Origin of the sequence: Caulobacter sp. X (assembly GCF_002742635.1) — a bacterium.
GTDB lineage: Bacteria > Pseudomonadota > Alphaproteobacteria > Caulobacterales > Caulobacteraceae > Caulobacter.
In genome coordinates this window covers 1,451,410-1,473,836 of record NZ_PEGF01000001.1, presented here as the reverse complement: position 1 = coordinate 1,473,836, position 22,427 = coordinate 1,451,410, and the positions used below count along the sequence as shown (strand labels likewise).

Sequence of the window (22,427 nt, the reverse complement as noted above, 5' to 3'; positions counted from 1 at the left end):
TGCGCTTCTTTTCGGCGCACACCGTTATATTAGGGGAGTCCCGATAATGAGAATGAGCTCCGTGAGAGGGCGCCTGCTCGCGTCTTCCATGATCTGCACCGCCGCCGTTTCGGCGTTCGCCGGTCAAGCCGTCGCGCAGACCGCTCCGGCTTCCGACCAGACGCAGGTCGAGGAAATCGTCGTCACCGGTTCGCTGTTCCGCCGCACCGACACCGAGACCCCGTCGCCGGTCACCGTGCTGACCACCGAAACCCTGCAACGCGCGGGCATCACCACGGCTTCGGACGCCATCCGTTCGATCTCGGCCGACGGCGCCGGCTCGATCGGCACCGGCTTCCAGAGCGGCTTCTCGGCCGGCGGTTCGGCCGTGTCGCTGCGCGGCCTGGGCGTGTCCTCGACCCTGGTTCTGGTTGACGGCCTGCGCTCGACCAACTTCCCGATCAACGACGACGGCCACAACGCCTATGTCGACCTGAACACCATTCCGTTCAGCCTGATCGACCGGATCGAAGTCCTGAAGGACGGCGCCTCGTCGTCGTACGGCGCTGACGCCATCGGCGGCGTCGTGAACCTGAAGCTGAAGAAGACCTTCGTCGGCGTCGCCGGCAGCCTGGAAGCCGGCGAGAGCGACCGCGGCGACGCCGAGCACAAGCGCGCCGACATCACCCTGGGCTTCGGCGACTACCAGGAGACCGGCTGGAACTTCTACATCAACGGCGAGTACCAGAAGGACGGCCGCGTCACGACGCACAGCCGCGGCTTCCCGTTCAACAACCGCGACCTGACCTCGATCGGCGGCATCGACAACAACTCGGCCGACAACAGCATGGCTGTCTCGACGCCGAACGCGATCGTCTATCGCACCAGCGTTCGTGACCTGAGCGATCCGCGCACGGGCACCGGCACGGTTCTGGACCCGGCCAAGGTCTACACCTCGCTGAACCTGAACTGCGCCAACGGCACCTTCACGCAGGTCAGCGCCAACGTGAACGGCACCGGCTGTAAGTGGAACCTGGTCGACGCCTACAACCAGATCCAGCCGCTGCAAAAGCGTTACGCCTTCAACGGCCGCCTGAGCATGCGCCTGAGCGACAACATCGAGTCGTACATCACGGGCAGCTACTCGAGCAACGAAGTCGACATCAAGAACGCCCCGCGCGGCGTCCAGAACACCCAGCCGTTCGGCGCCGCTCCGGCCCTCTCGGCCCTGCAGATCACCCTGCCGGTCTGGATCTGCCCGACGGGCGTCAACTGCGCCGCCACCACCACGGCGGGCCGCACGCTGAACCCGAACAACCCGTACGCCGCCGCCTACGCCAACGATCCGGCCAACGGCGCCGCGCGTCTCTACTACCTGTTCGGCGACATCCCGGCCGGCAGCAACCGCGTCAACGAAGTCATCCGCGGCACCGCCGGTCTGAAGGGTGAGTTCGGCGACGGCTGGAACTGGCAGGTCGACGCCGTCGGCGCCCGTGACAACCTGCGTATCCGCCAGCGCGGCTACCTGAACATCAACGGCCTGATCAACGCGATCAACACCGGCTCGTACAACTTCGTCGATCCGTCGAAGAACACCGCCGCCGTTCGCAACGCGATCTCGCCGGACGTCGTGACGAACTCGCACTCGTCGATGATGTCGCTGGACGGCTCGGTCACCCACAAGCTGTGGACCCTGCCGGCTGGTGACATGATGCTGGCCGTCGGTGGTCAGATCCGTAAGGAAGTTCTGGAAAACAACAACCAGAACGCCCGTCTGGACACCTACAACCTGACGACCTCGTCGGCCTTCGGCAAGCACACGGTCAAGGCCGCGTTCTTCGAAGTTCAGGCTCCGATCACCGAAGACCTGGAAGTCAACGTCTCGGGTCGTTACGACGACTACTCGGAAGGCTTCAGCCACTTCTCGCCGAAGATCGGCGCCAAGTACACGCCGATGAAGCAACTGGCTTTCCGCGGTACGTACTCGGAAGGCTTCCGCGCTCCGACCTTCGCGGAATCGGGTCCGCGCTCGCAGTACGCCGGTTTCGCGACCTACGTGCCGCCGAGCTCGTTCGTCACCGCCCACGGCGGTTCGACCAACCCCTACGCCAACTCCTACTCGCTGGGCTCGGGTCTGGTCGGTAACCCGAACCTGAAGCCGGAAACCTCGCGCAGCTTCACGCTGGGCACGATCGTGCAGCCGACCCGTTGGCTGTCGCTGACCGTCGACTACTACAACGTCAAGAAGAACAACCTGATCGTCAGCGGCTCCAAGGTCGCCGAGGCCAAGGCCGCCTACTTCAAGGGCGCGACCCAAGCCGAAGGCTGCGCCCTGGTGGCCGCCGTTGGGCCGGGTTACTCCTGTAACGTCGTCGACGTTCCGGACCCGCTGTTCCCGAACGCTCTCCCGCGCGTCTTGATCATCAACGCGCCGTTCGAGAACGCCAACTACTCGCAGACCTCGGGTGTCGACTTCTCGGCTCAGGCCAACATCAACGTCTGGGATGACGTGAAGTGGACCAGCCGCGTCGAAGTCACCCACGTCCTGAAGTACAACCTGCACACCGCCGATGGTAAGGTGCAGGAATACGCCGGGACCCTGGGTCCGTACGAGCTGTCTTCGGGCAACGGTACGCCGGACTGGCGCGGCAACTGGCAGAACACCCTGGCGTTCGGCCGTTACACGATCTCGGCGACGACCTACTTCGTCAACAAGATCAAGCAAGTCGCGGCTGATGACTACGGCACGACCGACTGCGTTGCTGGCAACACCTACGCCAACAACAACCAGACGATCGCTCCGAAGTTCTGCCACATCAAGAAGTTCATCTACACCGACATGAACGCCACGGCCCAGATCAACGACTCCGTCCAGATCTACGGCAACATCGGCAACGTGTTCGACCAGAAGTCGCCGCTGGCGGCGGGTTCGTACTCGTCGAACCCGAACTTCCTGACCACGTTCCACTACGCCGGCGCCATTGGCCGGACGTTCAAGATGGGCGTGCGCTTCACCTACTAAGACGGGCGGACCTTCGGGTCCCTCGTCTGGAGACGGGGCCGGTTCCGAAAGGAGCCGGCCCTTTTTCTTTGTCCGCCGCTCAGCCGCGCCAGGGCGTGACGACAATCGGCGGCGCGCCGATCGCCAGGTCCCGCGCATCCAGCCTGGGCGGCTTGCCGTGCTCGAAGATCATGGGCAGCAGCGACACGACCAGGAGGACGGCCATGGTCACGTTGAAGGTCCGCAGGACCGCCGGACGGTCCAGGAACGGCCTAAGCCCTTGCCCAAATCCCGCCCAGGCGGCGCTGCACGGCGCGCCGACCAGCATGAAGGTCCCGGCCAGCAGCGGCACGATCGTCCACGAGCCGCCCTCGGGCGCATAGGTCGTCACCGCGCCCAGCGCCATCGCCCAGGCCTTGGGGTTCACCCACTGGAACGCCGCGGCCTGCAGGAAGGTCATCGGCCGGCTGGCCGCCTCGCGGTCGCTGACCTTGTCCGAGGTCCCGATCTTCCAGGCCAGCCACAGCATGTAGCCCGCGCCCACCCAGCGCAGGATCTCGTGCAGCACGGGGAAGGCCTTGAACACGCTTCCCAGTCCAAAGCCCATGCACAGCACCATGAAGCCCAGGCCGCAGCTGATCCCCAGGATGTGCAGCACCGTGCGGCGGAAGCCGAAGTTCGCGCCCGAGGCCAGCAGCATCATGTTGTTCGGGCCCGGCGTGCCGGCCGTGGCGAAGCAGAACAGGACGTAGGCGAGCAGCAGTTCGGAAGTCATCACGGCCTCTTTGTCTCGGTCGGTGAGATCGGAATGTCATCGTGATGATTTCCATTGTATCGTGAGTCAAACTGCATATTGTCACTGTATCAATTCGGAGATCGTCTTGGCCTCGCCCTGGACCCCCATCATTCCCGACGGCGACGGGCCGCTTTACGAGCGGCTGGTCGCGGCCTTGCGGGCGGACGTCGCCAAAGGCGCGCTGGCGGCGGGGGCGCGGCTGCCGCCCCAGCGGGACCTGGCCTACCGGCTGGGGATCGGCCTGGGCACGGTCACCCGCGCCTATGTCGAGGCCGAGAAGGCGGGGCTGGTCAGCGCCCATGTCGGCCGCGGCAGCTTCGTCAACGCGCCCGCCGATCACCGCGCGCCGGTCCGCGAGGGGCCGATCAACCTGGCCCAGAACATCGCGCCGGCGGGCCCCGCCGCCAGCCGGATCGCCGAGGCCTTGGCTCGCTTGCGCCGCCGGCCGGACCTTCTGGAGCACCTGGCCTACGCCCCGGCGGCCGGTCACGAGGCCCAGCGGCGAGCCGGCGCGCTATGGCTGGCGAGGTTCGGCGGTTTCGACGGCGCGGACTGGTCGCGCCTGGTCTGCTGCAACGGCGCCCAGCAGGGCCTGGCCCTGGCCATGGGCGCGGTCGCCCGAGGCGGGGGCACGGTCCTGTGCGAGGCCTCGACCTATAACGGCGTCAAGGCGCTGGCGGCGCACATGGGTCTGCGCCTGAAGGGCGTGGCGCTGGACGAGGAGGGGCTGAGCCCCGACGCGCTGGAGGCGGCCGTGAAGGCGACCGGCGCGCGCGTGCTGTCCGTGATCCCGACCCTGCAGAACCCGACCGGGCGGATCATGAGCGTGTCGCGGCGCGAGGCGATCGCGGCCCTGGCCCGGCGGCTCGACCTGACGATCATCGAGGACGACATCTACGGGGCCTACGCCCCGGACGCGCCGCCGCCTCTGGCCCTGCTGGCGCCCGAGCGGACCTTCCATGTCTCGGGCGTGTCGAAGACGCTGGGGCCTGGCCTGCGCGCCGGCTTCCTGGTCGCGCCGACCCAGGCCGCCTTCGAGCGCGTGCTGGATGCGGTGCGGGCCCTGACCTACGCGCCCTCCGGCTTCGGCGGCCTGGTGGCGACCCAGTGGATCGAGGACGGCGCGGCCGACCAGATCGTCGAGGAGGTCCGCGAGGAGGCCGCGGCGCGCCTGTCCCTGGCCCGCGAGATCCTGGGTTCGGCGATCGAGCCGCCGCGCTCGGACTGCGCGCCCCACGTCTGGCTTCCCATGAGCGAGCTGGAGGCCGAGCGCCTGGCGGGCCGAGCCCTGCGCGGCGGGGCCGAGGTGACGCCCCCCGACGCGCCGATCGTCGAGCCGGGTCTCGTCACCGGCGTCCGCGTCTGCCTGGGCGCGGCGCCAGACCGTCAGGCGCTTCGCCAGGGCCTGGAGATCGTGGCCGGGGCGCTGTCCAGCGAAGTCGGCGAGCGCTCGCGCGCGGTGATCTAGCGCTAGAGCCCTTTCCGATCTGACTGAATCAATCAGATCGGATAAAAAGGGCTCTAATTCAAAAGTTTAGAGCATTTTTCGATCCGATAACCGTTTCACACTTATCGGAAAATGCCCTAGGCGCTGGCGCGCAGCGGCTCGGCGCCGGCGTCGCGCGACGAGTCATCGACATCGAACTGACTGACCAGTTTCGCCAACTGGTTCGTCTCGTTCTTCAGCGAGTGGACCGCGGCGGTCGCCTCCTCGACCATGGCGGCGTTCTGCTGCGTGTTCTGGTCGATCTGCGACATGGCGATATTGATCTGCCCCAGGCCTTCCGACTGGTCCGCCGCGAGGCTGGCGATGCCGCCCATCAGGCCGTCGATTTCATCCACCTTGCCGACGATGCCCTGCATGGCGTCGCCCATCTCGCGCACCAGGGTGACGCCTTCGTCGATCTGCCGCGACGAGGCCCCGATCAGGCCCTTGATCTCCTTGGCGGCCTCGGCCGAGCGCTGGGCCAGGGCCCGCACTTCCTGGGCGACGACCGCGAAGCCCTTGCCGCTCTCGCCGGCCCGAGCGGCCTCGACCCCGGCGTTCAGCGCCAGGAGGTTGGTCTGGAAGGCGATCTCGTCGATGACGCCGATGATGTTGGTGATCTGCTGCGAGGAGTCCTCGATCTGGCCCATGGCGGCCACGGCCTTGTCGGCGACCGCGCCGCTGTGCTGGGCCTGCTCCTGGGCCACGGCGACCGCGGCGCGAGCCTGACGCGCGCCCGTCGCCGAGCGCTGGACGGTGTTGGTCAGCTCGCCCAGGGCGGCCGTGGTCTCTTCCAGGGTGGCCGCCTGCTGCTCGGTGCGACGCGACAGATTGTCCGAAGCCGAGGCGATGTCGTCGGCGCCGTGCTGAATGCCCAGGGCGTTGTCGCGCACGGCCTTCATCGCCGAGGCCAGCTGCGCCAGCGCCGCGTTCAGGTTCTCGCGCAGCTCGGTGTAGTCGGCGGGGAAATCTCGCGCCAGGCGCACGGTCAGGTCGCCCGCGGCCAGTCGCGCCGCGACGGCGGTGACGTCCGTGACCACGCGGCGCTGAACCTCGGCGGCCGCGCGTTCGGCTTCCGCGCGCTTCTGGCTTTCAGCGGTCGCCTGGTCGCGCATGGCCGCGGTTTCGGCCTCGAGGCGCTCGCGGTCCAGGGCGGCTTGACGGAAGACGGCCAGGGCGCGGGCCATCTCGCCCGTCTCGTTGGCCAGGTCGGCGAAGGGGACGGGGCTGTCCTTGTCGCCTTCCGCCAGGCCGCTCATCCGCTGGGTCAGGGTCATGATGGGCCGCGTGATCGTCTGGCCCAGAAGGGCGGCCCCGACGCCGACGATCAGCAGAAGCACAAGCCCGATGGCGGCCAGCTTCAGGGCCTCCTTGCCGATCGCATCCTGAATGTCGTCCACATAGACGCCGGACCCGACGATCCAGCCCCAGGCCGGCATCAGCGCCACGTACGAGATCTTCGGCTGCGGCTGATCATGGCCGGGCTTGGGCCACATGTAGTTCACGAAGCCGCGCCCATCCGCCTTGGCGACCTTGGTCATCTCGGAGAACAGCGCCTTGCCCTTCGGGTCGCGCTTCTCGGAGACGTCCGTGCCGTCCAGCTGCGGCTTCATCGGGTGCATCACCATCCGGGTGTTGAGATCGGTGATCCAGAAGTACTCCTGGCCGCCGTAACGCATGGCTTTCAGCGCGCCGATCGCGGCCGCCTTGGCCTCGTCTTCGCTCATCCGCCCGGCCTTGGACTCGGCGTAATAGTGGTCGGCGACCGATACGGCCGTCTCGACCTGGCTGCGCGTCTTCGCCGCGATGTCGGCGTGCATCGAGCCGGACAGGTTCAGCAAGCCGACGCCGATCGCGATCGCCAGGCCGATACCCGAGAACAGCACCACCAGACGCAGGCGCGCCATGATGGAGAGATTGCGCAGCCTCAACATGACTATTGCCTTCATGCGAAGAGCGCGTTGTTGCCTCTCTTCGATGAGCATCAGATATTAGAGGTATTAACCCCCATATAATCGGCCAAGCCGTTGACAAAATGTCGCGGGTAGAGGTGTTCGGAGTCCCTGGACTCGCGCCTTTCCTGAGACTTCATTGTATTTGTCTGACTTTTGGTAGCGGAAGCAGTGCGATCAATTCGCACGTGCTGAGTAACCAAGATCGATGACCTGAGGTCGAGGCGGCGCCCGTGAGGCGGCGGATCGTCCGGAGTTCACCAGAGCAGGGTCTTGACCCAGGTCGATCCGTCCGGCGCGGGCGAGACGACCTTGACGACCACCTGGCTGTCCTTGGCCAGCCAGAACCGGGCGACCGGCCATTCGGGGTGGTTGTAGTCGGTGGTGACCACCCAGCAGTCGACCTTGCCGCCGGCCGAACTGGTCAGGGTCTCCGAGCCCGCGACCTTGAACAGGTAAGGCGCCGGCGCGCCGCCGCCGGGATGGTGGAAGACGATCCGCGCCTCATAGCCCTTCGCCAGCGGCAGGGCCTGCAGGGTCTCCATGTCGGTCTCGAAATTGAAGGCCGGCTGGGGCGAGGCCATGTCGTAGGCGGCCTGGGCGTTGCCGGGCAGATCCTTCAGGCCGACGATCCGGTCGGGCTTGAAGTCGAAGCCCTCGATCTTGGTCTGGCCGTCCTTGCCGGTGGTGCTGCGCTGGTGGGTGAAGGGGCGGAAGGTGTCGAGCTCGAACCACGAGTCGAGCTGCTTGACCGTTCCCGGCGTCGCGCCGTCCCAGTGCTGGACGATGTGCAGCCGCTTCACGCCCGAGGCGTCCGGCTCGATGCGGATTTCACGCGTCCAGACGTCCAGCGGCGTGATGGTGTCGCCGACCTGGCGATAGCGCAGATAGTGGTGCGTGGCGGGCTTGATCTTGTCGAAGCGGGCGAGGGGCTGGCCCACCGGGACGGGCGTCGGCGCGGCCCAGGCCGGGGCCGAGGCGACGAAAAGGACGGCGAACGCGGCGCCGACGGTCGCGCGGAACGGAAAACGCATGGAAAACCCCTGGGCGGAAAGCGACCGCATGTGATCGCGCCGCGCGGCGGGGAGCTACTTAAGCTTCGGTAATGCGATCGCTTACAGCGCCTTTTCCAGCACCACGAACGCCAGGTCGTCGCGCTGGGGCTGGCCGAACCGCTCGTCGCCATAGGGGAAGGGCTGGGTCTCGCCGGTCAGCTGGTAGCCGCGGCGCTGGTACCAGGCGATCAGGGTGTCGCGGACCGAGATGACGGTCATCCGCATGCGCCGGCCGCCCTTCGCCTTGGCGTGCGCCTCGCAGGCCTCCAGCATCGCGCGGCCCAGGCCGCCGTCCTGGCGCAATGGCGAGACGGTGACCATGCCGACGTACCAGGCCTCGCCGTCGGTGGGCTCCAGCCAGGCGCAGGCGTAGGGCTTGTCTTCCGGCCCGTCGCGGAAGGTCAGGATCGTCGCGCCGGGCTTGGCGGCGAGGTCGGCGCGCAAGGTCTCCTCGTCGGTGCGCTGGCCGCCCAGAAGATAGCTCTCGCTGGTCCAGCCCTTGGCGGCCAGCTCGCCCCGATAGGCCGAGTTCACCAGGGCGACGATGTCGGCCAGTTCGTGGTCCGCATAGGGCGTGGGCGGGGGCATATCGTTTCCGTGCAGCGAGAGCGCTCGAATCGCTTAGCGTGAAGTAAGCCCCCAACTCCAGGGGCTGACCACGGGGGTGGGCATGCCGGAACTTCTGATCGGCTGCGGCAATAGCCGCGACAAGCGCGTCGGCGATGCGTCCAATCCGGGATGGAACGACCTGACCACGCTGGACATCGATCCGCACTCCGGCGCCGACGTCATCCACGACCTCAACATCCTGCCCTATCCGTTCGCCGACGACCATTTCGACGAGATCCACGCCTATGAGGTGCTGGAGCACACCGGTCAGCAAGGTGATTGGCGCTTCTTCCTGGCGCAGTTCAGCGAGTTCTGGCGCATCCTGAAGCACGGCGGCCTGCTATGCGCCACCTGTCCGTCGGTGACCTCGCGCTGGGCGTGGGGCGATCCGGGGCACACCCGGGTGATCCAGCCCGAGACGCTCGTCTTCCTGCAGCAGCCTCGCTACGAGCAGGTCGGCCGCACGGCCATGACCGACTACCGCGCCTTCTACCAGGCCGACTTCGATCTGGCGTTCAGCGAGGACAATGGCGAGGGCTTCAAGTTCGCCCTGCGGGCCATCAAGCCGTCGCGGATCCAGCCGAAGGGCTAAAACGGGGGCTAGCGCCCGCGCACGCGTTTCCACGCGCCGCCGGTCATCCGCTTCACGACCCCGGCCTCGCGGCGGATCAGCTCCCAGGGATGGAAGGCCAGGCCCACCGTGTCGGCCATGGCCGCCCCGCGCGCGCCCATCGGCTGCTCGGGGCCGGTGGTGGAGTCGACGGCGGTCTGGTGCTCGATCTCGGCGTTCAGCTCGGCGCCGATCAGGATCGCCATGATCGAGAACCACACCCAGACCATGAAGGCGATGATCGCCCCCAGCGGCCCATAGGTCGCGTCGAAGTGGGCGACGCGGTTGACGTAGGTCGAAAAGCCCAGCGAACCGACCAGCCAGCCCGCCGACGCCGTGACGGCTCCGATCCAGACCCACCGCCACCGCGCCTGCGCCCGGCTGGGGGCGAAGCGGTAGAGCACGGCGAAGGCGACCGCCGTCATCGCCATCACCATCACCCAGCGGATCGGGCCCCAGAAGGCGTCCAGCGCCGGCAGCCGCGCGGCCTTCATCAGCCACGGCGTGACGATCAGGACGCTCGACACGGCGGCGGCATAGACCAGGGCGCAGACGGTGAAGCCGTAGCTAAGCAGGGTGCGCCGCACGATGTGGCGCTTCTCCTCCTCGTCATAGGCGATGTTCAGCCCGTCGAAGAGCGTTCGCATGCTGGCGTTGGCGCTCCACACCGACAGCAGCAGCGAAAAGCCGAACGCCACGCCCAGCTTGGTCTCGCCCTGGCTGGCCAGGCGCAGCATCTGCTCGCCGACGATCTTGACCACGGACGGGGGGAAGACGCCGGCCATGTCGCGCAGTTGCTGCTCGACCGTGCGCACGTCGGCGAACAGGCCGTACAGCGACACGAAGGCGCCGATCGCGGGGATCAGGGCCAGCAGGGTGTAGAAGGTGACGCCTCCGGCGACGGCGGGGAGCCGGTCGACGCCGATCTCGCGCCAGGTCCGCCAGACGATGTCGCGCCAGCCAAGCAGGGGAATATGGACCGGATGATGCGCGGCCCGGCCTCGGCGCGGCTCGGCCGCCTCGAAGTCGTGGGGCGGCATGGCGCGGGCTTCTGACAGGCCCGGCGGGTCGTCGATCGGCGTCTCGGTCCGCTTGCGGGGCAAGGCGAACGGCGCGGCGGCCAGCAGCACGATCCACGGCGCCAGGTGGTAGGGCCGGGATCGCAGCCAGGACAGGATCGGACGCGGCTTTGCGTCGCTCATGAAGCGCCCTCCGGAGTTGCAAGAACCCCGATCGCCGCGCTCCGTTCCGGCCCTGGGACCAGCCAAGCCTTGCCATGGCGCGAGTCGAGCCGGATGGTGCCGCGCCATGGACGCCAAGATCGCCTCGCTGTACCGCCACCCCGTCAAGGGGTTCACGCCCGAGCGGCTGAGCGCCGTCACGCTGGAGGCGGGGGCGTGTTTTCCCTGCGATCGGCTGTACGCCGTCGAGGACGGGCCGAGCGGTTTCGATCCGGCCGCGCCGGACCACATCTCGAAGATGAAGTTCACGGTGCTGGCCAAGATCCCGGCGGTCGCCCGCGTGCGCACCGCCTATGACGAGGCCAGCAGCGTGCTCTCCGCCAAGGCCCACGGACATCCGGACTTCGCCGGCGACCTGCGCGCTCCGGCCGGACGCGCGGGCTTCGAGGCCTGGCTGGCCGCCTTTCTGGGCGAGAAAGCTTCGGGGCCTCTGAAGGTGATCGAAGGCCCGGGCGCGCACCGCTTCATGGACAGCAAGTCCGGCTTCGTCTCGATCGTGAACCTGGCCAGCGTGCGAGACCTTGGTCAGCGTATCGGCCGCGCGCTGGATCCCCTGCGCTTTCGCGCCAATCTCTATGTCGAAGGCTGGCCGGCCTGGGTCGAGAACGACTGGACCGGCCGGACGCTGAGCATCGGCGGGGCGACCGCGCAGGTGCTGAAACCCATCGTCCGCTGCGCAGCCACTCACGTCGATCCGGGCGCCGGCGAACGCGACGCCGACCTCGTCAAGGCGCTGTTCGACCTCTACGGCCACATGTTCTGCGGAATCTATCTGTCGGTGACGGTCGGCGGCGCGGTGGCGGAGGGGGATGGGGTGGCTGTGGGCTAAGCGTCAGCTCAAAAGCGCCCTCGCGTTCATGCTCTGGTGCAGCACCCGGACAATCTCGATCTGGGCGCCAATTCTATAGAAAATCACATGCGAACCGGCGGCGCGGCGTCGGTAGCCGGGGCGAAGGCTGTCGTCGGGCCATCCCAGATCGGGTCGCTCGGCGATCATCTCGATCGACATTCGGATCTGGCGCACATAGTCGGCCGCCTGCTGGGCTCCCCACCGGTGTTCGGAGTAGTCCCAGATGTCGTCGAGATCGGCCCTGGCGCAACGTGACAGCCGGTATGGTTTCATTCTTCGTGGAAGCCTGGGGGAGCCGAGGCCCGCAGCTTCTTTTCAATGAAAGCGTCGAAGTCGAAATCCTCGATGAAGCCGCTTTCCTCGCCCTCGATCAGCGCGGCGCGCAGCGCCTTCAGCTTGGCTTCGTTGTCCTCCAGCAGGCGCAGTCCAGCCCTTATGACCTCGCTCGCGGAACCATACCGCCCATCAGCGACCTGGCTGTCGATGAAAGCCTGGAAGTGGTCGCCCAGGGTCACGGAGGTATTTTTGCTGGCCATGCGCGGATCAATACCAAAAACTGGTATCGCATTCAATCTCGCCTCCCGCCGCCCAACGCGCTAAATGCCCCGCCCATGACCCAGACCCTCGTCAAAGCCTGGACCGCCGCCAAGGATCGTCTGAAGGACGCCGGCATCGATCAGCCCTCGATCGACGCGCGCCTGATGCTGGAGGTCGCCGCCGGCGTCACCCGCACCGAGATCGTCACTGATCCCTATCGCGAACTGACCGCCGAGCAGTCGGCGATGCTCGAAGAGTTCCTGACCCGCCGCGCCCGCCGCGAACCGGTCAGCCACATCATCGGCCGCAAGGGTTTCTGGAAGATCCTGCTGCAGGTGAACAAGAACGTCCTGACCCCGCGTCCCGAGACCGAGGTCATCGTCGACGAGGTGCTGAAGGCTTTTCCCGAGAGCATGCCGTTCTCGATGCTGGATCTGGGCGTCGGCTCGGGCACGATCCTGCTGGCGGTGCTGGCCGAGCGGCCGGCGGCCAAGGGGCTGGGCGTGGATGCGTCCAACGAAGCCCTGGCCGTGGCGCGCGACAACGCCGCCAACCTCGATTTGAACAACCGCGCGGCGCTGATGCACGGCGACTGGACGGCGGGCCTGGCCGACGCCAGCTTCGACCTCGTGGTCTCCAACCCGCCCTACATTCCCTCGGCGGTGATCGAGACGCTGGAGCCGGAGGTTCGCGACCACGAACCGCGCCTGGCGCTGGACGGCGGCGCCGACGGCCTGGACGCCTACCGCCTGCTGGCGCCGGAGATCCTGCGGGTGCTCAAGCCCGGCGGCATGTTCGCCGTCGAGATCGGCTACGACCAGTCCAAGGCCGTCGAGGCTCTGTTCCGCGCGGCGGGCGCGCAACAGGTTCGGACGATCAAGGACCTGTCCACGCACGACCGTGTGGTGACCGGGGTGAAAAATCCCTTGGAAACCGGGGCGTGAACCGCTAGACGAGTCCTGTCTCCTTCCAGATCGCCGGGTGATGGGAAAAGCAAGCGCTGACGCCTAAGGGCGTTGGGTGCTGGCGAGGCTCCCCCGGCAGGCGCGCCCGGTCCGCCGGTCGCCGCGCCGCAAAGAGCAGGGCGGGGGCTCTACGGAAACCAGTGTCTCTGACATCGACGAGGGGTCGACCCGCCTAGAGACCAGCAAGGCCGGATGCGCCAGCTCAAGACTGACCTCCCGGACAGGTTCAGAAGAGAACATGAGAGATTTCAAAGGCATGAAGCGCCAACGCGGCCGCAACAATCGCGGCGGCAACGGCGGCAAGCCTCAGCAGCACAACGCTAACCGCGCGTTCGACTCGAACGGTCCGGAAGGCGTGAAGGTGCGCGGCGCGGCCCAGAGCGTCTACGAGAAGTACCAGCAGCTGGCTCGCGACGCCTCGTCGTCCGGCGACCGGGTGCTCGCGGAAAACTATCTGCAGCACGCCGAGCACTACTTCCGCGTCCTGCGCGCCATCCAACCGAATCGTCCGGTGGCCGACATCGTCGGCAAGGACGTCTACGCCGCCTACGAGATCGACTTCGAGGCCGAGCCGCCGGAAGAGCCGGAAGTCGCCGAGACGCCGGCCGAGGGCCAGGCCCAGGGCGAGGGCGGCGAGGGCGAGGGCGGCGAGCAACGCCGCGACCGCTTCGAAAGCCGCGACCGGGACCGCAATCGCGATCGCGACCGCAACCGCGATGATCGCCCCCGTGACGATCGTAACCGAGACGATCGCAACCGTGATCGCGACCGCTGGCGCGACCGTGACGATCGCGACCGCGATCGGGATCGCAACCGCGACGACCGTCCCCGCGATGATCGTCCCCGTGACGACCGCCCCCGTGACGACCGCCCGCGCGACGACCGTCCCCGGGACGACCGTCCTCGCGAAGACCGCTTCCGCGACCGTGACGATCGTCCCCGCGACGACCGGCCCGCCGCCGAGGGCGACCAGCCTCAGGGCGAGGGCGAATTCCGCGAAGGCCGCCGCCGCCGCGACCGCAATCGCGACCGCGACTGGCAGCCGCGCGGCGAGCGCGATCCGATGGCCGTGATCGAGCCGGAAGCCTCGCCCCTGACCGCCGAGGCGTCGGCCAGCGAGGGCTCGCCCCTGCTGCGCGGCCAGGACGGCGCCGTCAGCCACGCCCCGGCGTTCCTCGGCCGCAAGACCGAACGCGCCGCCCCCGAGGCCGCGCCCGCGCCCGAAGCCTCGGCCGACGGCGAAGAGGTCAAGAAGCCCCGCCGCCGCCGCGCCCCGCGCAGCTTCGAGTCGGGCGAAGGCGCTCCGGCCGAGAGCGGTTCCGACGAGGGCTGATCCTTCGGGGACAGACGCCGAGACATACGAAAGGGAGCCGTGAAAGCGGTTCCCTTTTTCGTTGGAGGCGCGATGTTGTCGCCTCGGCCTGCGACGGTGGTGCTTGAGTTGTTGCGCGTCTCGCGATCGCTCGCGATAAGCTTGTGTCGTGTTGGAAACATTCGCCGCCGAGCCCATGGCCTTTCTTCGTCGCCTGACCCTGCCGCTGCTCCTGGCCGCCGCGACCGCGTTGGGCGGCTGCGCGTACAACGCCGACCTCGGACGCGATCAGCTGCTGATCGTCAACGACGACAGCCTGGCCCGCGATGGCGAGAAGGCCTGGGCCGACACCCTGCGCACCGCCTACATCTCCAAGGAGCCGCGCAAGAACGACCGCGTGCGGGCCGTCGGCCAGCGCGTGATCGAGGCGGCGGGGCTTTCGAACAGGCCCTGGGACTACGCGGTGTTCCTGGACGAGGCGCCGAACGCCTTCGTGTTGCCGGGCGGCCATGTCGGGGTGACGGTGGGGCTGCTGTCCATGGTCCAGAACGACGACCAACTGGCCGCGGTGATCGGCCACGAGGCCGGCCACGTCGTCGCCCACCACGCGGCCGAGCGCGCCTCGCAGCAGACCACGGCCAAGGTGCTGCTGGGCATCGCCGGCGCGGCGGCCGGGAGCAGTGATTTCGGCAAGCTTCTGAAGGACCACGGCGACGACGCGGCCAGGTACGGCGTGCTGCTGCCGTTCTCGCGCAAGCAGGAGCTTGAGGCCGATCGCCTGGGCGTCGACTTCATGCAGCGCGCCGGTTACCGCCCGCGCGAGGCGGTGAAGCTGTGGCGGAACATGCAGGCCATGGACGAGGCCCAGAACGCCAAGGGCGCGGAGGGCGATCTGGGCTCGACCCACCCGTCCGACGCGGTGCGGATCCAGGCCCTGGAAAGATATCTGGCGAGCAAGGGCTGGTAGGCCTTGTGTGGCTAATCAGCCACACCTAAATCCCGCTCGGACCTATTGTGCTTGATCAAGGCGATGGGCTCCGATCCGCCTAGGAAGGGGACATTATGAACATCGATCTCTACTCTGACCGCGCCAAGCAGGCCGTTCAGTCGGCCCAGAGCCTGGCCCTCGCGCGAGGGCATCAGCAATTCGCGCCCGAACACATCCTGAAGGTCCTGCTCGAGGAGAAGGACGGCCTTAGCCGCGCCCTGATCCAGAGCGCCGGCGGCCGCCCCGACCAGCTGGATGGCGGCGTCGAGACCCTGCTGGCCAAGACCCCGCGCGTCGACGGCGCCGGCGGTCAGCTCTACATGAAGCCCGACACCGCCCGCGTCTTCGCCGAGGCCGAGAAGGCCGCCAAGGCGGCGGGGGATGCGTTCGTCACCACCGAGCGCCTGCTGATCGCCATCGCCAAGGAAGGCGGCGAGGCGGCCAAGCTATTCAAGGAAGCCGGGACCTCCGCCCAGGCCCTGGAGACCGCCGCCAACGCCATCCGCAAGGGCCGCACCGCCGACAGCGCCAACGCCGAGGAAGGCTATGAAGCCCTCAAGCGCTACGCCCGCGACCTGACGGCGGCGGCGCGCGACGGCAAGCTCGACCCCGTGATCGGCCGCGACGAGGAAATCCGCCGCACGATCCAGGTCCTGTCGCGCCGCACCAAGAACAACCCCGTCCTGATCGGCGAGCCCGGCGTCGGCAAGACCGCCATCGTCGAGGGCCTGGCCCTGCGCATCGTCAATGGCGACGTGCCGGAAAGCCTGAAGGACAAGAAGCTGCTGTCGCTCGACATGGGCAGCCTGATCGCCGGCGCGAAGTACCGCGGCGAGTTCGAGGAGCGCCTGAAGGCCGTGCTGGCCGAGACCACGGCGGCCGAGGGCTCGATCATCCTGTTCATCGACGAGATGCACACCCTTGTGGGCGCCGGGAAGAGCGACGGGGCGATGGACGCCTCGAACCTGCTCAAGCCCGCCCTGGCGCGCGGCGAGCTGCACTGCGTCGGCGCCACCACGCTCGATGAATACCGCAAGCACGTCGAGAAGGACGCGGCCCTGGCCCGTCGCTTCCAGCCGGTGTTCGTGCAGGAGCCGACGGTCGAGGACACCATCTCGATCCTGCGCGGCCTGAAGGAAAAGTACGAGGTCCACCACGGCGTGCGGATCAGCGACAGCGCCATCGTCGCCGCCGCGACCCTGTCCAGCCGCTACATCGCCGACCGCTTCCTGCCGGACAAGGCGATCGACCTGGTGGACGAGGCCTCCAGCCGCGTGCGCATGCAGATCGACAGCAAGCCCGAGGAGCTGGACGAGATCGACCGCCGCCTGGTGCAGCTGAAGATCGAGCGCGAAGCCCTCTCCAAGGAAACCGACGCCGCCTCCAAGCAGCGCCTGGAGAACCTGGAGGTCGAGATCGACGACCTGCAGTTCCGGTCGGACGAGATGACCGCCAAGTGGAAGGCCGAGAAGGAGAAGGTCGGCGGCGCGGCGCAAGCCCGCGAGGCCCTCGACCGCCTGCGCGCCGACCTCGCCAACGCCCAGCGCGCCGGCGACTTCGCCCGCGCCGGCCAGATCCAGTACGGCGAGATCCCGGCCCTGGAGAAGCGCCTGGCCGAGGCCGAGCAGGGCGACACGCAAGCCCTGACCCCCGAGGTCGTCGACGCCGAGCAGATCGCCGCCGTCGTCAGCCGCTGGACCGGCGTGCCCGTCGAGAAGATGCTCGAAGGCGAGCGCGAGAAGCTGCTGAAGATGGAAGACCAACTGCGCGGCCGCGTGGTCGGCCAGGACGAGGCCCTGGAAGCCGTCTCCGACGCCGTCCGCCGCGCGCGCGCCGGGCTGCAGGATCCGTCCAAGCCGATCGGCTCGTTCCTGTTCCTGGGCCCCACGGGCGTGGGCAAGACCGAGCTGACCAAGAGTCTGGCCGAGTTCCTATTCGCCGACGAGGCGGCCATCACCCGGATGGACATGTCCGAGTACATGGAAAAGCACTCGGTCAGCCGCCTGATCGGCGCGCCTCCCGGCTATGTCGGCTATGACGAGGGCGGGGCGCTGACGGAAGCCGTGCGCCGACGTCCCTACCAGGTCGTGCTGTTCGACGAGATCGAGAAGGCTCACCCCGACGTCTTCAACGTCCTGCTCCAAGTGCTGGACGACGGTCGCCTGACCGACGGCCAGGGCCGCACGGTCGACTTCCGCAACACGCTGATCATCATGACCAGCAACCTGGGCGCGGAGTTCCTAGCCAACCAGGAAGAGGGTGAGGACGTCGAGGCCGTCCGGCCGATGGTGATGAACACGGTGCGCGGCCACTTCCGCCCCGAGTTCCTGAACCGGATCGACGAGATCATCCTGTTCAAGCGCCTGTCGCGCTCGAACATGGGCGACATCGTCCGCATCCAGCTGCATCGCGTCGAGAAGCTGCTGGCCGATCGTCGCATGAGCTTGGCGCTGGACGCCGAGGCCCTGAACTGGATCGCCGACAAGGGCTACGACCCCGTCTATGGCGCGCGCCCCCTGAAGCGCGTGATCCAGAAGGAGCTGGTCGACCCGATCGCCAAGAAGCTGCTGGCCGGCGAGATCGAGGACGGCGGCGTGATCGCCGTCGGCGTGCAGGACGGTCAGCTATCGTTCGGCAAGGCGGTGCTGCAGTAGGGTTAGGTGAGCCCCTCTCTCTGTGAGAGAGGGAGGGGCCCATCGCCCCCGGCGATGGGAGGGTGAGTGGTTTCACGGCTGGCCGGCGAAATCCGGATCTAAGCCGTCATCCCGCGCTTCATGCGCGGGACCCATTTGTCCGCCGCACGTGTGGAGATCACCCACGCTCTCACATGGAAGCTGAACCATGGGTCCCGCGCATAAAGCGCGGGATGACGATGGTGGGCTTGCTGGAACTGACGTACCCACTCACCCTCCCACCGCTCCGCGGCGGGCCCCTCCCTCTCTCCATGAGAGAGGGGATTGGAACGCGGCCCTTTTTCTTGAAGCCGTGTCGCGGTATCTCCCCGCATGGCCAAGACCACCAAGCTCATCACGGAATTCGACATCGAGGTCGACGGAGACCCCTATGTCTGGCGGCTGCATCGTCTGCCGCAATGGTCCTACGACCCGTCCGAGCGCCACGGCAAGGTGCTGGCCGTCCGCCACAAGGAGGGTCAGCGCGAGGCGATGATCGAGTTCCCGCCTGGCCCCAAGCCCAAGTTCAGCGCCCCGCCGCTGAAGCCCTCGCAGATCCCCGTCCGCGTCGTCGCCAAGGCCATCGCCTCGGCCATCGAGGCCGGCTGGGAGCCGCTGTCGCGCGGCAAGCCGGTGGTGATCTACGTGGACGAGGAAGGCGCCTGAGCGTTCCGCCGCTCGTCCTTGACGATTGCTTCCCGGCGCGAGTTGTGGCTGCCTTGAATGCTCCCTAGGCGTGTTGGCGCGCCGGCGGCAGCGAGGCGAGGGCATGGCCGTCAAGACGAAGAAGGCCGGAGCCGCCACGGGGGCCGCCCCGGACGACGAAGCCGAGGTCCGTCAACTTCAGGCGCGCTTCGACGCCGTCGTCTTGGAGGCCAAGGCGCTGGCCGAGCGCCTGACGCCGATCACGGACGCCATGGTCGCCGCCGCGCCGACCTGGCGAGCGGCCTATTCCGACCGCACCTGCGCCCTAATGGCCTCGCTGTGCGCCATCGCCTACGACAACTTCGAGGACCCGACGGGCGTCAGCCTGGGGACCATGCGGGCGCGGCTCAAGAAGGGCGGCTTCGAGCTGGTGGCCACCTACACGACGTCGATCGGAACCCAGGCCTATCTGGCGACCAGCGACCAGATGACGGTGCTGGCGTTTCGCGGCACCCAGGACCTGGCGGACTGGGAGGTCAATCTGGCGTCCGGCCGCCAGCCGCTGCGCGCCGGGGACGACACCGTCCGCGTCCACGAGGGCTTCCTCAGGGCGTTCCGGAGCGTCGAGGACGCGATCGCCAAGGACCTCGCCAGCGCGCGCGTGCCCCAGGACAAGGGTCTCTACATCACGGGCCACTCTCTGGGCGGCGCCCTGGCGCAGATCGCCTCGGCCGCCTTCGAGCGCGACATCCTGGCGGCCTGCTACACCTTCGGCTCGCCGCGCGTCGGCCAGCGCAGCTTCGACGCCCAGGTCAAGTGCCCGCACTATCGCCTGGTCAACGGGCTGGACATCGTTCCGGCCGTGCCGCCGCCCTATCTCGGCTACCAGCACAGCGGCGACGTGCGGGTGCTGGGGCGTCTTGGCGACCCGCCCAAGCGCTATGATCGCACCCCGTTCCTGCTGGGCGTCTGGCTGGGCGTCTTCAGCGTGTTGTGGCTGGTCACGCGCAAGTTCCCGCTGATCGACGACCACATGATCGGGATCTATCGCAAGAAGCTGATCGCGGCCGCCAACTTGCGGGCCCCGGGGTGGACGGATCCGGGATAGGGCGGCGGACTCAGCGCCGCTTCATCTTCCGCAGGGCCGCGCGCATCGCCACCGCCTGGGCGGCAGCAGGCTTGCCATCCTCGGCGGCGTCCTTGCGCGCGGCCGCCGCCAGGATCGGCGCGGTGGCGGCGTCCAGCCGGTCAAAGGCCTCGTGGATGAAGCCGGGCGGGCTGGCGGGCTTGGGCTGGGGCGGATCCAGCGCCAGCACCTTGCGGGCCATGCCGGCGATGTGGCCGGCCAGGCGCGACTGGTCGCGCGCCTGGGCGATGACGGCGGGGTCGTCGGTCCCCTCGGCCATGGCCCAGGCCGCGTCGATCGCGTCCATCAGCTTCTGTTGCAGGGCGTCGCACCAGCGACGGGCGGCGGTGGGGGAAGGGACGGTGCTCATGGGACTAAAGCATGAGGCCGCCGCGACCACCGTGCGTAAGAAACCCGCGTTTTTGCGTAAGCGGGCGTGGGGTAACGGAAATGGTGGTTTCTAGGCGGGGAAAGGTACGGGCGTAGCGCCCCCTCCGTCACGCCGCCTGACGGCGTCGCGCCACCTCCCCCGCTTCGCGGGTGAGGAGGATCGTCATCCTCCCCCGTGGGAACGGGGGAGGTGGATCGGCGCGGATACGCGTCGAGACGGAGGGGGCGCTACGGCCCGCCCCTGTGGATAACTTTTCCCGCTAAGCCCCGAACCCGGCCGCCACGATCGCCCGCGCGACCTCCGCGTGCACGCTGTTCCGGGCGTCGTCGTCGCCGCCGCGATCGTGGAAGGCGGCGATGATCACCGGCTCCCGCCCCGGCGGCCAGGCGATGGCGACGTCGTTGGTGATGTCCTTGCCGTTGTTGCCGGTCTTGTCGCCCACCCGCCAGCCGCGCGGCAGGCCGGCCCGTAGGCGTCGGTTACCGGTCTTGTTGGCGATCAGCCAGGCCCGCAACTGTTGGCGCGAGGCGGGCGAGAGGGCGTCGTCCAGCAGCAGCGCCTTCCAGGTCGCGACCATGGCGGCCGGCGTCGTGGTGTCGCGCGGATCGTCGGGCGCGCCCGTGTTGAGTTCCGGCTCTGGCCGGTCGCTGCGGGTGGTCTGGTCGCCGACGGCGCGCAGGAAGCGGGTCAGGGCCGCCGGCCCCTCGGCCGGACCGCCCAGGGCCTCGAACAGCAGGTTGGCCGCGGCGTTGTCGCTGAGGGTGATCGTCGCCTCGCAGAGCTGGCCGATCGTCATGCCGTCCTGGACGTGCTTCTCGACGATCGGCGAATTGCCCATCAGCACTTCGGGGCCATAGGTCACTCGCCGGTCCAGCCGTTCGCGGCCCTGGTCCACGCGACGCAGGATGGCGGCGCTGAGCGGCGCCTTGATCGTGCTGCACATGCGGAAGCGCTCGTCCCCGCGCCAGGCGAAGCGGCGGTCGTCGTGGGTGTCCAGCACCGCCACGCCGATCCGCCCGCCGCTGGCGCGCTCCAATTCGTTAATACGTGAGCTAAGGGCTTTTGACGTCGCGACGCGGTCGCCGGCCAGGGCGGGGCCGGCGACGGGCAGCAGGGCGGGCGCGGCCGCCAGGGCCGTGATCAGGGTTCTACGATGCAGCATGTGGGGTTCTCCTCGGCCGCGAACCTGCCCAGGCCTGGCTTTCCGCGCAAACGACGATAGCTTGGCGGAGCCATTAGCTGAACTAGGGTCTCTCGCGTGAGCCGCGCCCAACTGCCCCTCAACGCCCTGCGCGCCTTCGAGGCCTCGGCCCGCCACCTGTCCTTCACCAAGGCCGCGATCGAGCTGTGCGTGACCCAGGCGGCGATCAGCCATCAGGTGAAGGGGTTGGAGGCCCGGCTGGGCGCGGCCCTGTTCCGCCGCCTGCCGCGCGGCCTGGCCCTGACCGACGAGGGCCTGGCCCTGCTGCCCAGCGTGCGGGAGTCGTTCGACCGGCTCGACGACACCCTGGCCCGCTTCGAGGGCGGCCGGGTCACCGAGGTGCTCAGCGTCGGCGTGGTCGGCACCTTCGCGGTCGGCTGGCTGTTGCCGCGCCTGCCGGCCTTCCGCGAGGCCCATCCGTTCGTCGACCTGCGCCTCTTCACCAACAACAACCGCGCCGACCTGGCGGGCGAGGGGCTGGACTGCGCGATCCGCTTCGGCGACGGCGCCTGGCATGGCACCGAGGCCGCGCCTCTGTTCGCAGCGCCGATGAGCCCGCTGTGCGCCCCGGCGGTGGCCGAGCGCTTGGCCCAGCCTCGGGATCTGTTCGGCGAGACCCTGCTGCGCAGCTACCGCGCCGCGGACTGGCCCGACTGGTTCGCCGCCGCCGGCCTCTCGCCGCCGCCGATCCGGGGTCCGGTGTTCGACAGTTCCTGGGTGATGGTGGAAGCCGCGATCCAGGGTCTTGGCGTGGCGCTGGCGCCGCCCAATATGTTCAGTCGGGACCTCGCCCAAGGCCGCCTGGTCCGGCCCTTCGACATCGAGGTTGGTGCGGGCCGCTACTGGCTGACCTGGCTGAAGTCGAAGACCCCGAGTCCGGCCCTGAAAGCCTTCCTGGCGTGGCTGTCAGGCGCCGACGACGGATAATTTTTCATCGGAACCAAAGTCCGTCGTCGGGGTTCGCGCGCGGCTATAATGTGCTTGTAATTCAACGCTCAAGCTTGGCTCGGA

General features: G+C 68.2%; 20 protein-coding genes and 2 pseudogenes. 12 read left to right on the top strand and 10 right to left on the bottom strand.

The genetic code is table 11. The annotated features are described in order from the left end of the window. The first annotated feature begins 88 nt into the window (after positions 1-88). The gene (locus CSW60_RS06780) at positions 89-3,001 is read left to right on the top strand and encodes a TonB-dependent siderophore receptor (RefSeq protein WP_236634228.1); all 2,913 of its coding nucleotides are present in this window, start codon (positions 89-91) and stop codon (positions 2,999-3,001) included. Positions 3,002-3,080: 79 nt separating this feature from the next. On the opposite strand, the gene CSW60_RS06775 is transcribed toward CSW60_RS06780, so the two are convergent. Next, positions 3,081-3,755: a LysE family translocator gene (locus tag CSW60_RS06775; RefSeq protein WP_099536502.1), complete on the bottom strand. Its 675-nt coding sequence runs from the start codon at positions 3,753-3,755 to the stop codon at positions 3,081-3,083. 106 nt (positions 3,756-3,861) lie between these two features. On the opposite strand from CSW60_RS06775, the gene CSW60_RS06770 reads away from it, so the two are divergent. Beyond that, positions 3,862-5,244, top strand: coding sequence for a PLP-dependent aminotransferase family protein (locus CSW60_RS06770; RefSeq protein WP_099536501.1), 1,383 nt, complete (start codon positions 3,862-3,864; stop codon positions 5,242-5,244). A gap of 116 nt (positions 5,245-5,360) precedes the next feature. Here CSW60_RS06770 and CSW60_RS06765 read toward each other — a convergent pair whose 3' ends face one another. From CSW60_RS06765 to CSW60_RS06755, 3 genes are all read right to left on the bottom strand, one after another. Beyond that, a complete protein-coding gene (locus CSW60_RS06765) occupies positions 5,361-7,196 on the bottom strand; it encodes a methyl-accepting chemotaxis protein (protein WP_161495626.1) in 1,836 nt (611 codons plus the stop codon). A gap of 275 nt (positions 7,197-7,471) precedes the next feature. Further along, the gene (locus CSW60_RS06760) at positions 7,472-8,248 is read right to left on the bottom strand and encodes a hypothetical protein (protein WP_099537581.1); all 777 of its coding nucleotides are present in this window, start codon (positions 8,246-8,248) and stop codon (positions 7,472-7,474) included. An 81-nt stretch (positions 8,249-8,329) separates the two neighbouring features. Then, a complete protein-coding gene (locus CSW60_RS06755) occupies positions 8,330-8,857 on the bottom strand; it encodes a GNAT family N-acetyltransferase (RefSeq protein WP_099536499.1) in 528 nt (175 codons plus the stop codon). Positions 8,858-8,939: 82 nt separating this feature from the next. Here CSW60_RS06755 and CSW60_RS06750 point away from each other — a divergent pair, with 82 nt between their 5' ends. Next, positions 8,940-9,470: a class I SAM-dependent methyltransferase gene (locus CSW60_RS06750; protein WP_099536498.1), complete on the top strand. Its 531-nt coding sequence runs from the start codon at positions 8,940-8,942 to the stop codon at positions 9,468-9,470. An 8-nt stretch (positions 9,471-9,478) separates the two neighbouring features. Here the strand turns inward: CSW60_RS06750 and CSW60_RS06745 are convergent, their stop codons facing one another. After that, a complete protein-coding gene (locus CSW60_RS06745) occupies positions 9,479-10,690 on the bottom strand; it encodes a YihY/virulence factor BrkB family protein (RefSeq protein ID WP_099536497.1) in 1,212 nt (403 codons plus the stop codon). Positions 10,691-10,796: 106 nt separating this feature from the next. Between CSW60_RS06745 and CSW60_RS06740 the strand changes: the two genes are divergently transcribed. Further along, on the top strand, positions 10,797-11,558 hold the full coding sequence (locus CSW60_RS06740) for an MOSC domain-containing protein (RefSeq protein ID WP_099536496.1): 762 nt from the start codon (positions 10,797-10,799) through the stop codon (positions 11,556-11,558). A gap of 3 nt (positions 11,559-11,561) precedes the next feature. On the opposite strand, the gene CSW60_RS06735 is transcribed toward CSW60_RS06740, so the two are convergent. Together CSW60_RS06735 and CSW60_RS06730 are read right to left on the bottom strand one after the other, a co-directional pair. Next, positions 11,562-11,852, bottom strand: coding sequence for a type II toxin-antitoxin system RelE/ParE family toxin (locus CSW60_RS06735; protein WP_099536495.1), 291 nt, complete (start codon positions 11,850-11,852; stop codon positions 11,562-11,564). Then, positions 11,849-12,115: a type II toxin-antitoxin system ParD family antitoxin gene (locus CSW60_RS06730; RefSeq protein ID WP_099536494.1), complete on the bottom strand. Its 267-nt coding sequence runs from the start codon at positions 12,113-12,115 to the stop codon at positions 11,849-11,851. Before CSW60_RS06730 ends, CSW60_RS06735 begins: the two co-directional genes overlap by 4 nt. A 75-nt stretch (positions 12,116-12,190) precedes the next feature. On the opposite strand from CSW60_RS06730, the gene prmC reads away from it, so the two are divergent. From prmC to CSW60_RS06700, 7 genes and pseudogenes are all read left to right on the top strand, one after another. Further along, positions 12,191-13,060: a peptide chain release factor N(5)-glutamine methyltransferase gene (prmC, locus tag CSW60_RS06725; RefSeq protein WP_099536493.1), complete on the top strand. Its 870-nt coding sequence runs from the start codon at positions 12,191-12,193 to the stop codon at positions 13,058-13,060. A gap of 72 nt (positions 13,061-13,132) precedes the next feature. After that, positions 13,133-13,323, top strand: a pseudogene (locus CSW60_RS23050) (hypothetical protein). Then, a complete protein-coding gene (locus CSW60_RS06720) occupies positions 13,320-14,414 on the top strand; it encodes a DUF4167 domain-containing protein (RefSeq protein ID WP_099536492.1) in 1,095 nt (364 codons plus the stop codon). Before CSW60_RS23050 ends, CSW60_RS06720 begins: the two are co-directional and overlap by 4 nt. Before the next feature lie 175 nt (positions 14,415-14,589). Continuing rightward, a complete protein-coding gene (locus CSW60_RS06715; protein ID WP_099536491.1) occupies positions 14,590-15,360 on the top strand; it encodes a M48 family metallopeptidase in 771 nt (256 codons plus the stop codon). Between the two features lie 95 nt (positions 15,361-15,455). Beyond that, entirely contained in the window at positions 15,456-18,035 is a 2,580-nt protein-coding gene (clpB, locus tag CSW60_RS06710) for an ATP-dependent chaperone ClpB (RefSeq protein ID WP_099536490.1), read from the top strand. Positions 18,036-18,386: 351 nt separating this feature from the next. Further along, the gene (locus CSW60_RS06705; protein ID WP_099536489.1) at positions 18,387-18,719 is read left to right on the top strand and encodes a hypothetical protein; all 333 of its coding nucleotides are present in this window, start codon (positions 18,387-18,389) and stop codon (positions 18,717-18,719) included. 103 nt (positions 18,720-18,822) lie between these two features. Further along, the gene (locus CSW60_RS06700) at positions 18,823-19,806 is read left to right on the top strand and encodes a lipase family protein (protein ID WP_099536488.1); all 984 of its coding nucleotides are present in this window, start codon (positions 18,823-18,825) and stop codon (positions 19,804-19,806) included. A gap of 10 nt (positions 19,807-19,816) precedes the next feature. Here CSW60_RS06700 and CSW60_RS06695 read toward each other — a convergent pair whose 3' ends face one another. The 3 genes and pseudogenes from CSW60_RS06695 to bla all read right to left on the bottom strand — a co-directional run bounded on the left by CSW60_RS06695 (position 19,817) and on the right by bla (position 21,377). Continuing rightward, a complete protein-coding gene (locus CSW60_RS06695; RefSeq protein WP_099536487.1) occupies positions 19,817-20,194 on the bottom strand; it encodes a hypothetical protein in 378 nt (125 codons plus the stop codon). 90 nt (positions 20,195-20,284) lie between these two features. Continuing rightward, positions 20,285-20,447: pseudogene (locus CSW60_RS24350) on the bottom strand (hypothetical protein); the annotation flags it as partial. A 27-nt stretch (positions 20,448-20,474) separates the two neighbouring features. Beyond that, positions 20,475-21,377 carry a class A beta-lactamase gene (bla, locus tag CSW60_RS06690; RefSeq protein ID WP_099536486.1) on the bottom strand — a complete coding sequence of 301 codons (903 nt, stop codon included), beginning with the start codon at positions 21,375-21,377 and terminating at the stop codon, positions 20,475-20,477. Between the two features lie 96 nt (positions 21,378-21,473). Here bla and CSW60_RS06685 point away from each other — a divergent pair, with 96 nt between their 5' ends. Continuing rightward, positions 21,474-22,343, top strand: coding sequence for a LysR family transcriptional regulator (locus CSW60_RS06685; protein WP_099536485.1), 870 nt, complete (start codon positions 21,474-21,476; stop codon positions 22,341-22,343). Positions 22,344-22,427: the final 84 nt, after the last annotated feature.

What these genes read in the sequence shown, in the direction of transcription:
- CSW60_RS06755 (WP_099536499.1), bottom strand. Translation starts at nt 8,857, where the DNA reads ATGCCCCCGCCCACGCCCTATGCGGACCACGAACTGGCCGACATCGTC.
- CSW60_RS06715 (WP_099536491.1), top strand. Translation starts at nt 14,590, where the DNA reads ATGGCCTTTCTTCGTCGCCTGACCCTGCCGCTGCTCCTGGCCGCCGCG.
- CSW60_RS06760 (WP_099537581.1), bottom strand. Translation starts at nt 8,248, where the DNA reads ATGCGTTTTCCGTTCCGCGCGACCGTCGGCGCCGCGTTCGCCGTCCTT.
- CSW60_RS06730 (WP_099536494.1), bottom strand. Translation starts at nt 12,115, where the DNA reads ATGGCCAGCAAAAATACCTCCGTGACCCTGGGCGACCACTTCCAGGCT.
- clpB (WP_099536490.1), top strand. Translation starts at nt 15,456, where the DNA reads ATGAACATCGATCTCTACTCTGACCGCGCCAAGCAGGCCGTTCAGTCG.
- CSW60_RS06765 (WP_161495626.1), bottom strand. Translation starts at nt 7,196, where the DNA reads ATGTTGAGGCTGCGCAATCTCTCCATCATGGCGCGCCTGCGTCTGGTG.
- CSW60_RS06750 (WP_099536498.1), top strand. Translation starts at nt 8,940, where the DNA reads ATGCCGGAACTTCTGATCGGCTGCGGCAATAGCCGCGACAAGCGCGTC.
- CSW60_RS06705 (WP_099536489.1), top strand. Translation starts at nt 18,387, where the DNA reads ATGGCCAAGACCACCAAGCTCATCACGGAATTCGACATCGAGGTCGAC.
- CSW60_RS06720 (WP_099536492.1), top strand. Translation starts at nt 13,320, where the DNA reads ATGAGAGATTTCAAAGGCATGAAGCGCCAACGCGGCCGCAACAATCGC.
- CSW60_RS06775 (WP_099536502.1), bottom strand. Translation starts at nt 3,755, where the DNA reads ATGACTTCCGAACTGCTGCTCGCCTACGTCCTGTTCTGCTTCGCCACG.
- CSW60_RS06735 (WP_099536495.1), bottom strand. Translation starts at nt 11,852, where the DNA reads ATGAAACCATACCGGCTGTCACGTTGCGCCAGGGCCGATCTCGACGAC.
- bla (WP_099536486.1), bottom strand. Translation starts at nt 21,377, where the DNA reads ATGCTGCATCGTAGAACCCTGATCACGGCCCTGGCGGCCGCGCCCGCC.
- CSW60_RS06745 (WP_099536497.1), bottom strand. Translation starts at nt 10,690, where the DNA reads ATGAGCGACGCAAAGCCGCGTCCGATCCTGTCCTGGCTGCGATCCCGG.
- CSW60_RS06700 (WP_099536488.1), top strand. Translation starts at nt 18,823, where the DNA reads ATGGCCGTCAAGACGAAGAAGGCCGGAGCCGCCACGGGGGCCGCCCCG.
- CSW60_RS06740 (WP_099536496.1), top strand. Translation starts at nt 10,797, where the DNA reads ATGGACGCCAAGATCGCCTCGCTGTACCGCCACCCCGTCAAGGGGTTC.
- CSW60_RS06695 (WP_099536487.1), bottom strand. Translation starts at nt 20,194, where the DNA reads ATGAGCACCGTCCCTTCCCCCACCGCCGCCCGTCGCTGGTGCGACGCC.
- prmC (WP_099536493.1), top strand. Translation starts at nt 12,191, where the DNA reads ATGACCCAGACCCTCGTCAAAGCCTGGACCGCCGCCAAGGATCGTCTG.
- CSW60_RS06780 (WP_236634228.1), top strand. Translation starts at nt 89, where the DNA reads ATGATCTGCACCGCCGCCGTTTCGGCGTTCGCCGGTCAAGCCGTCGCG.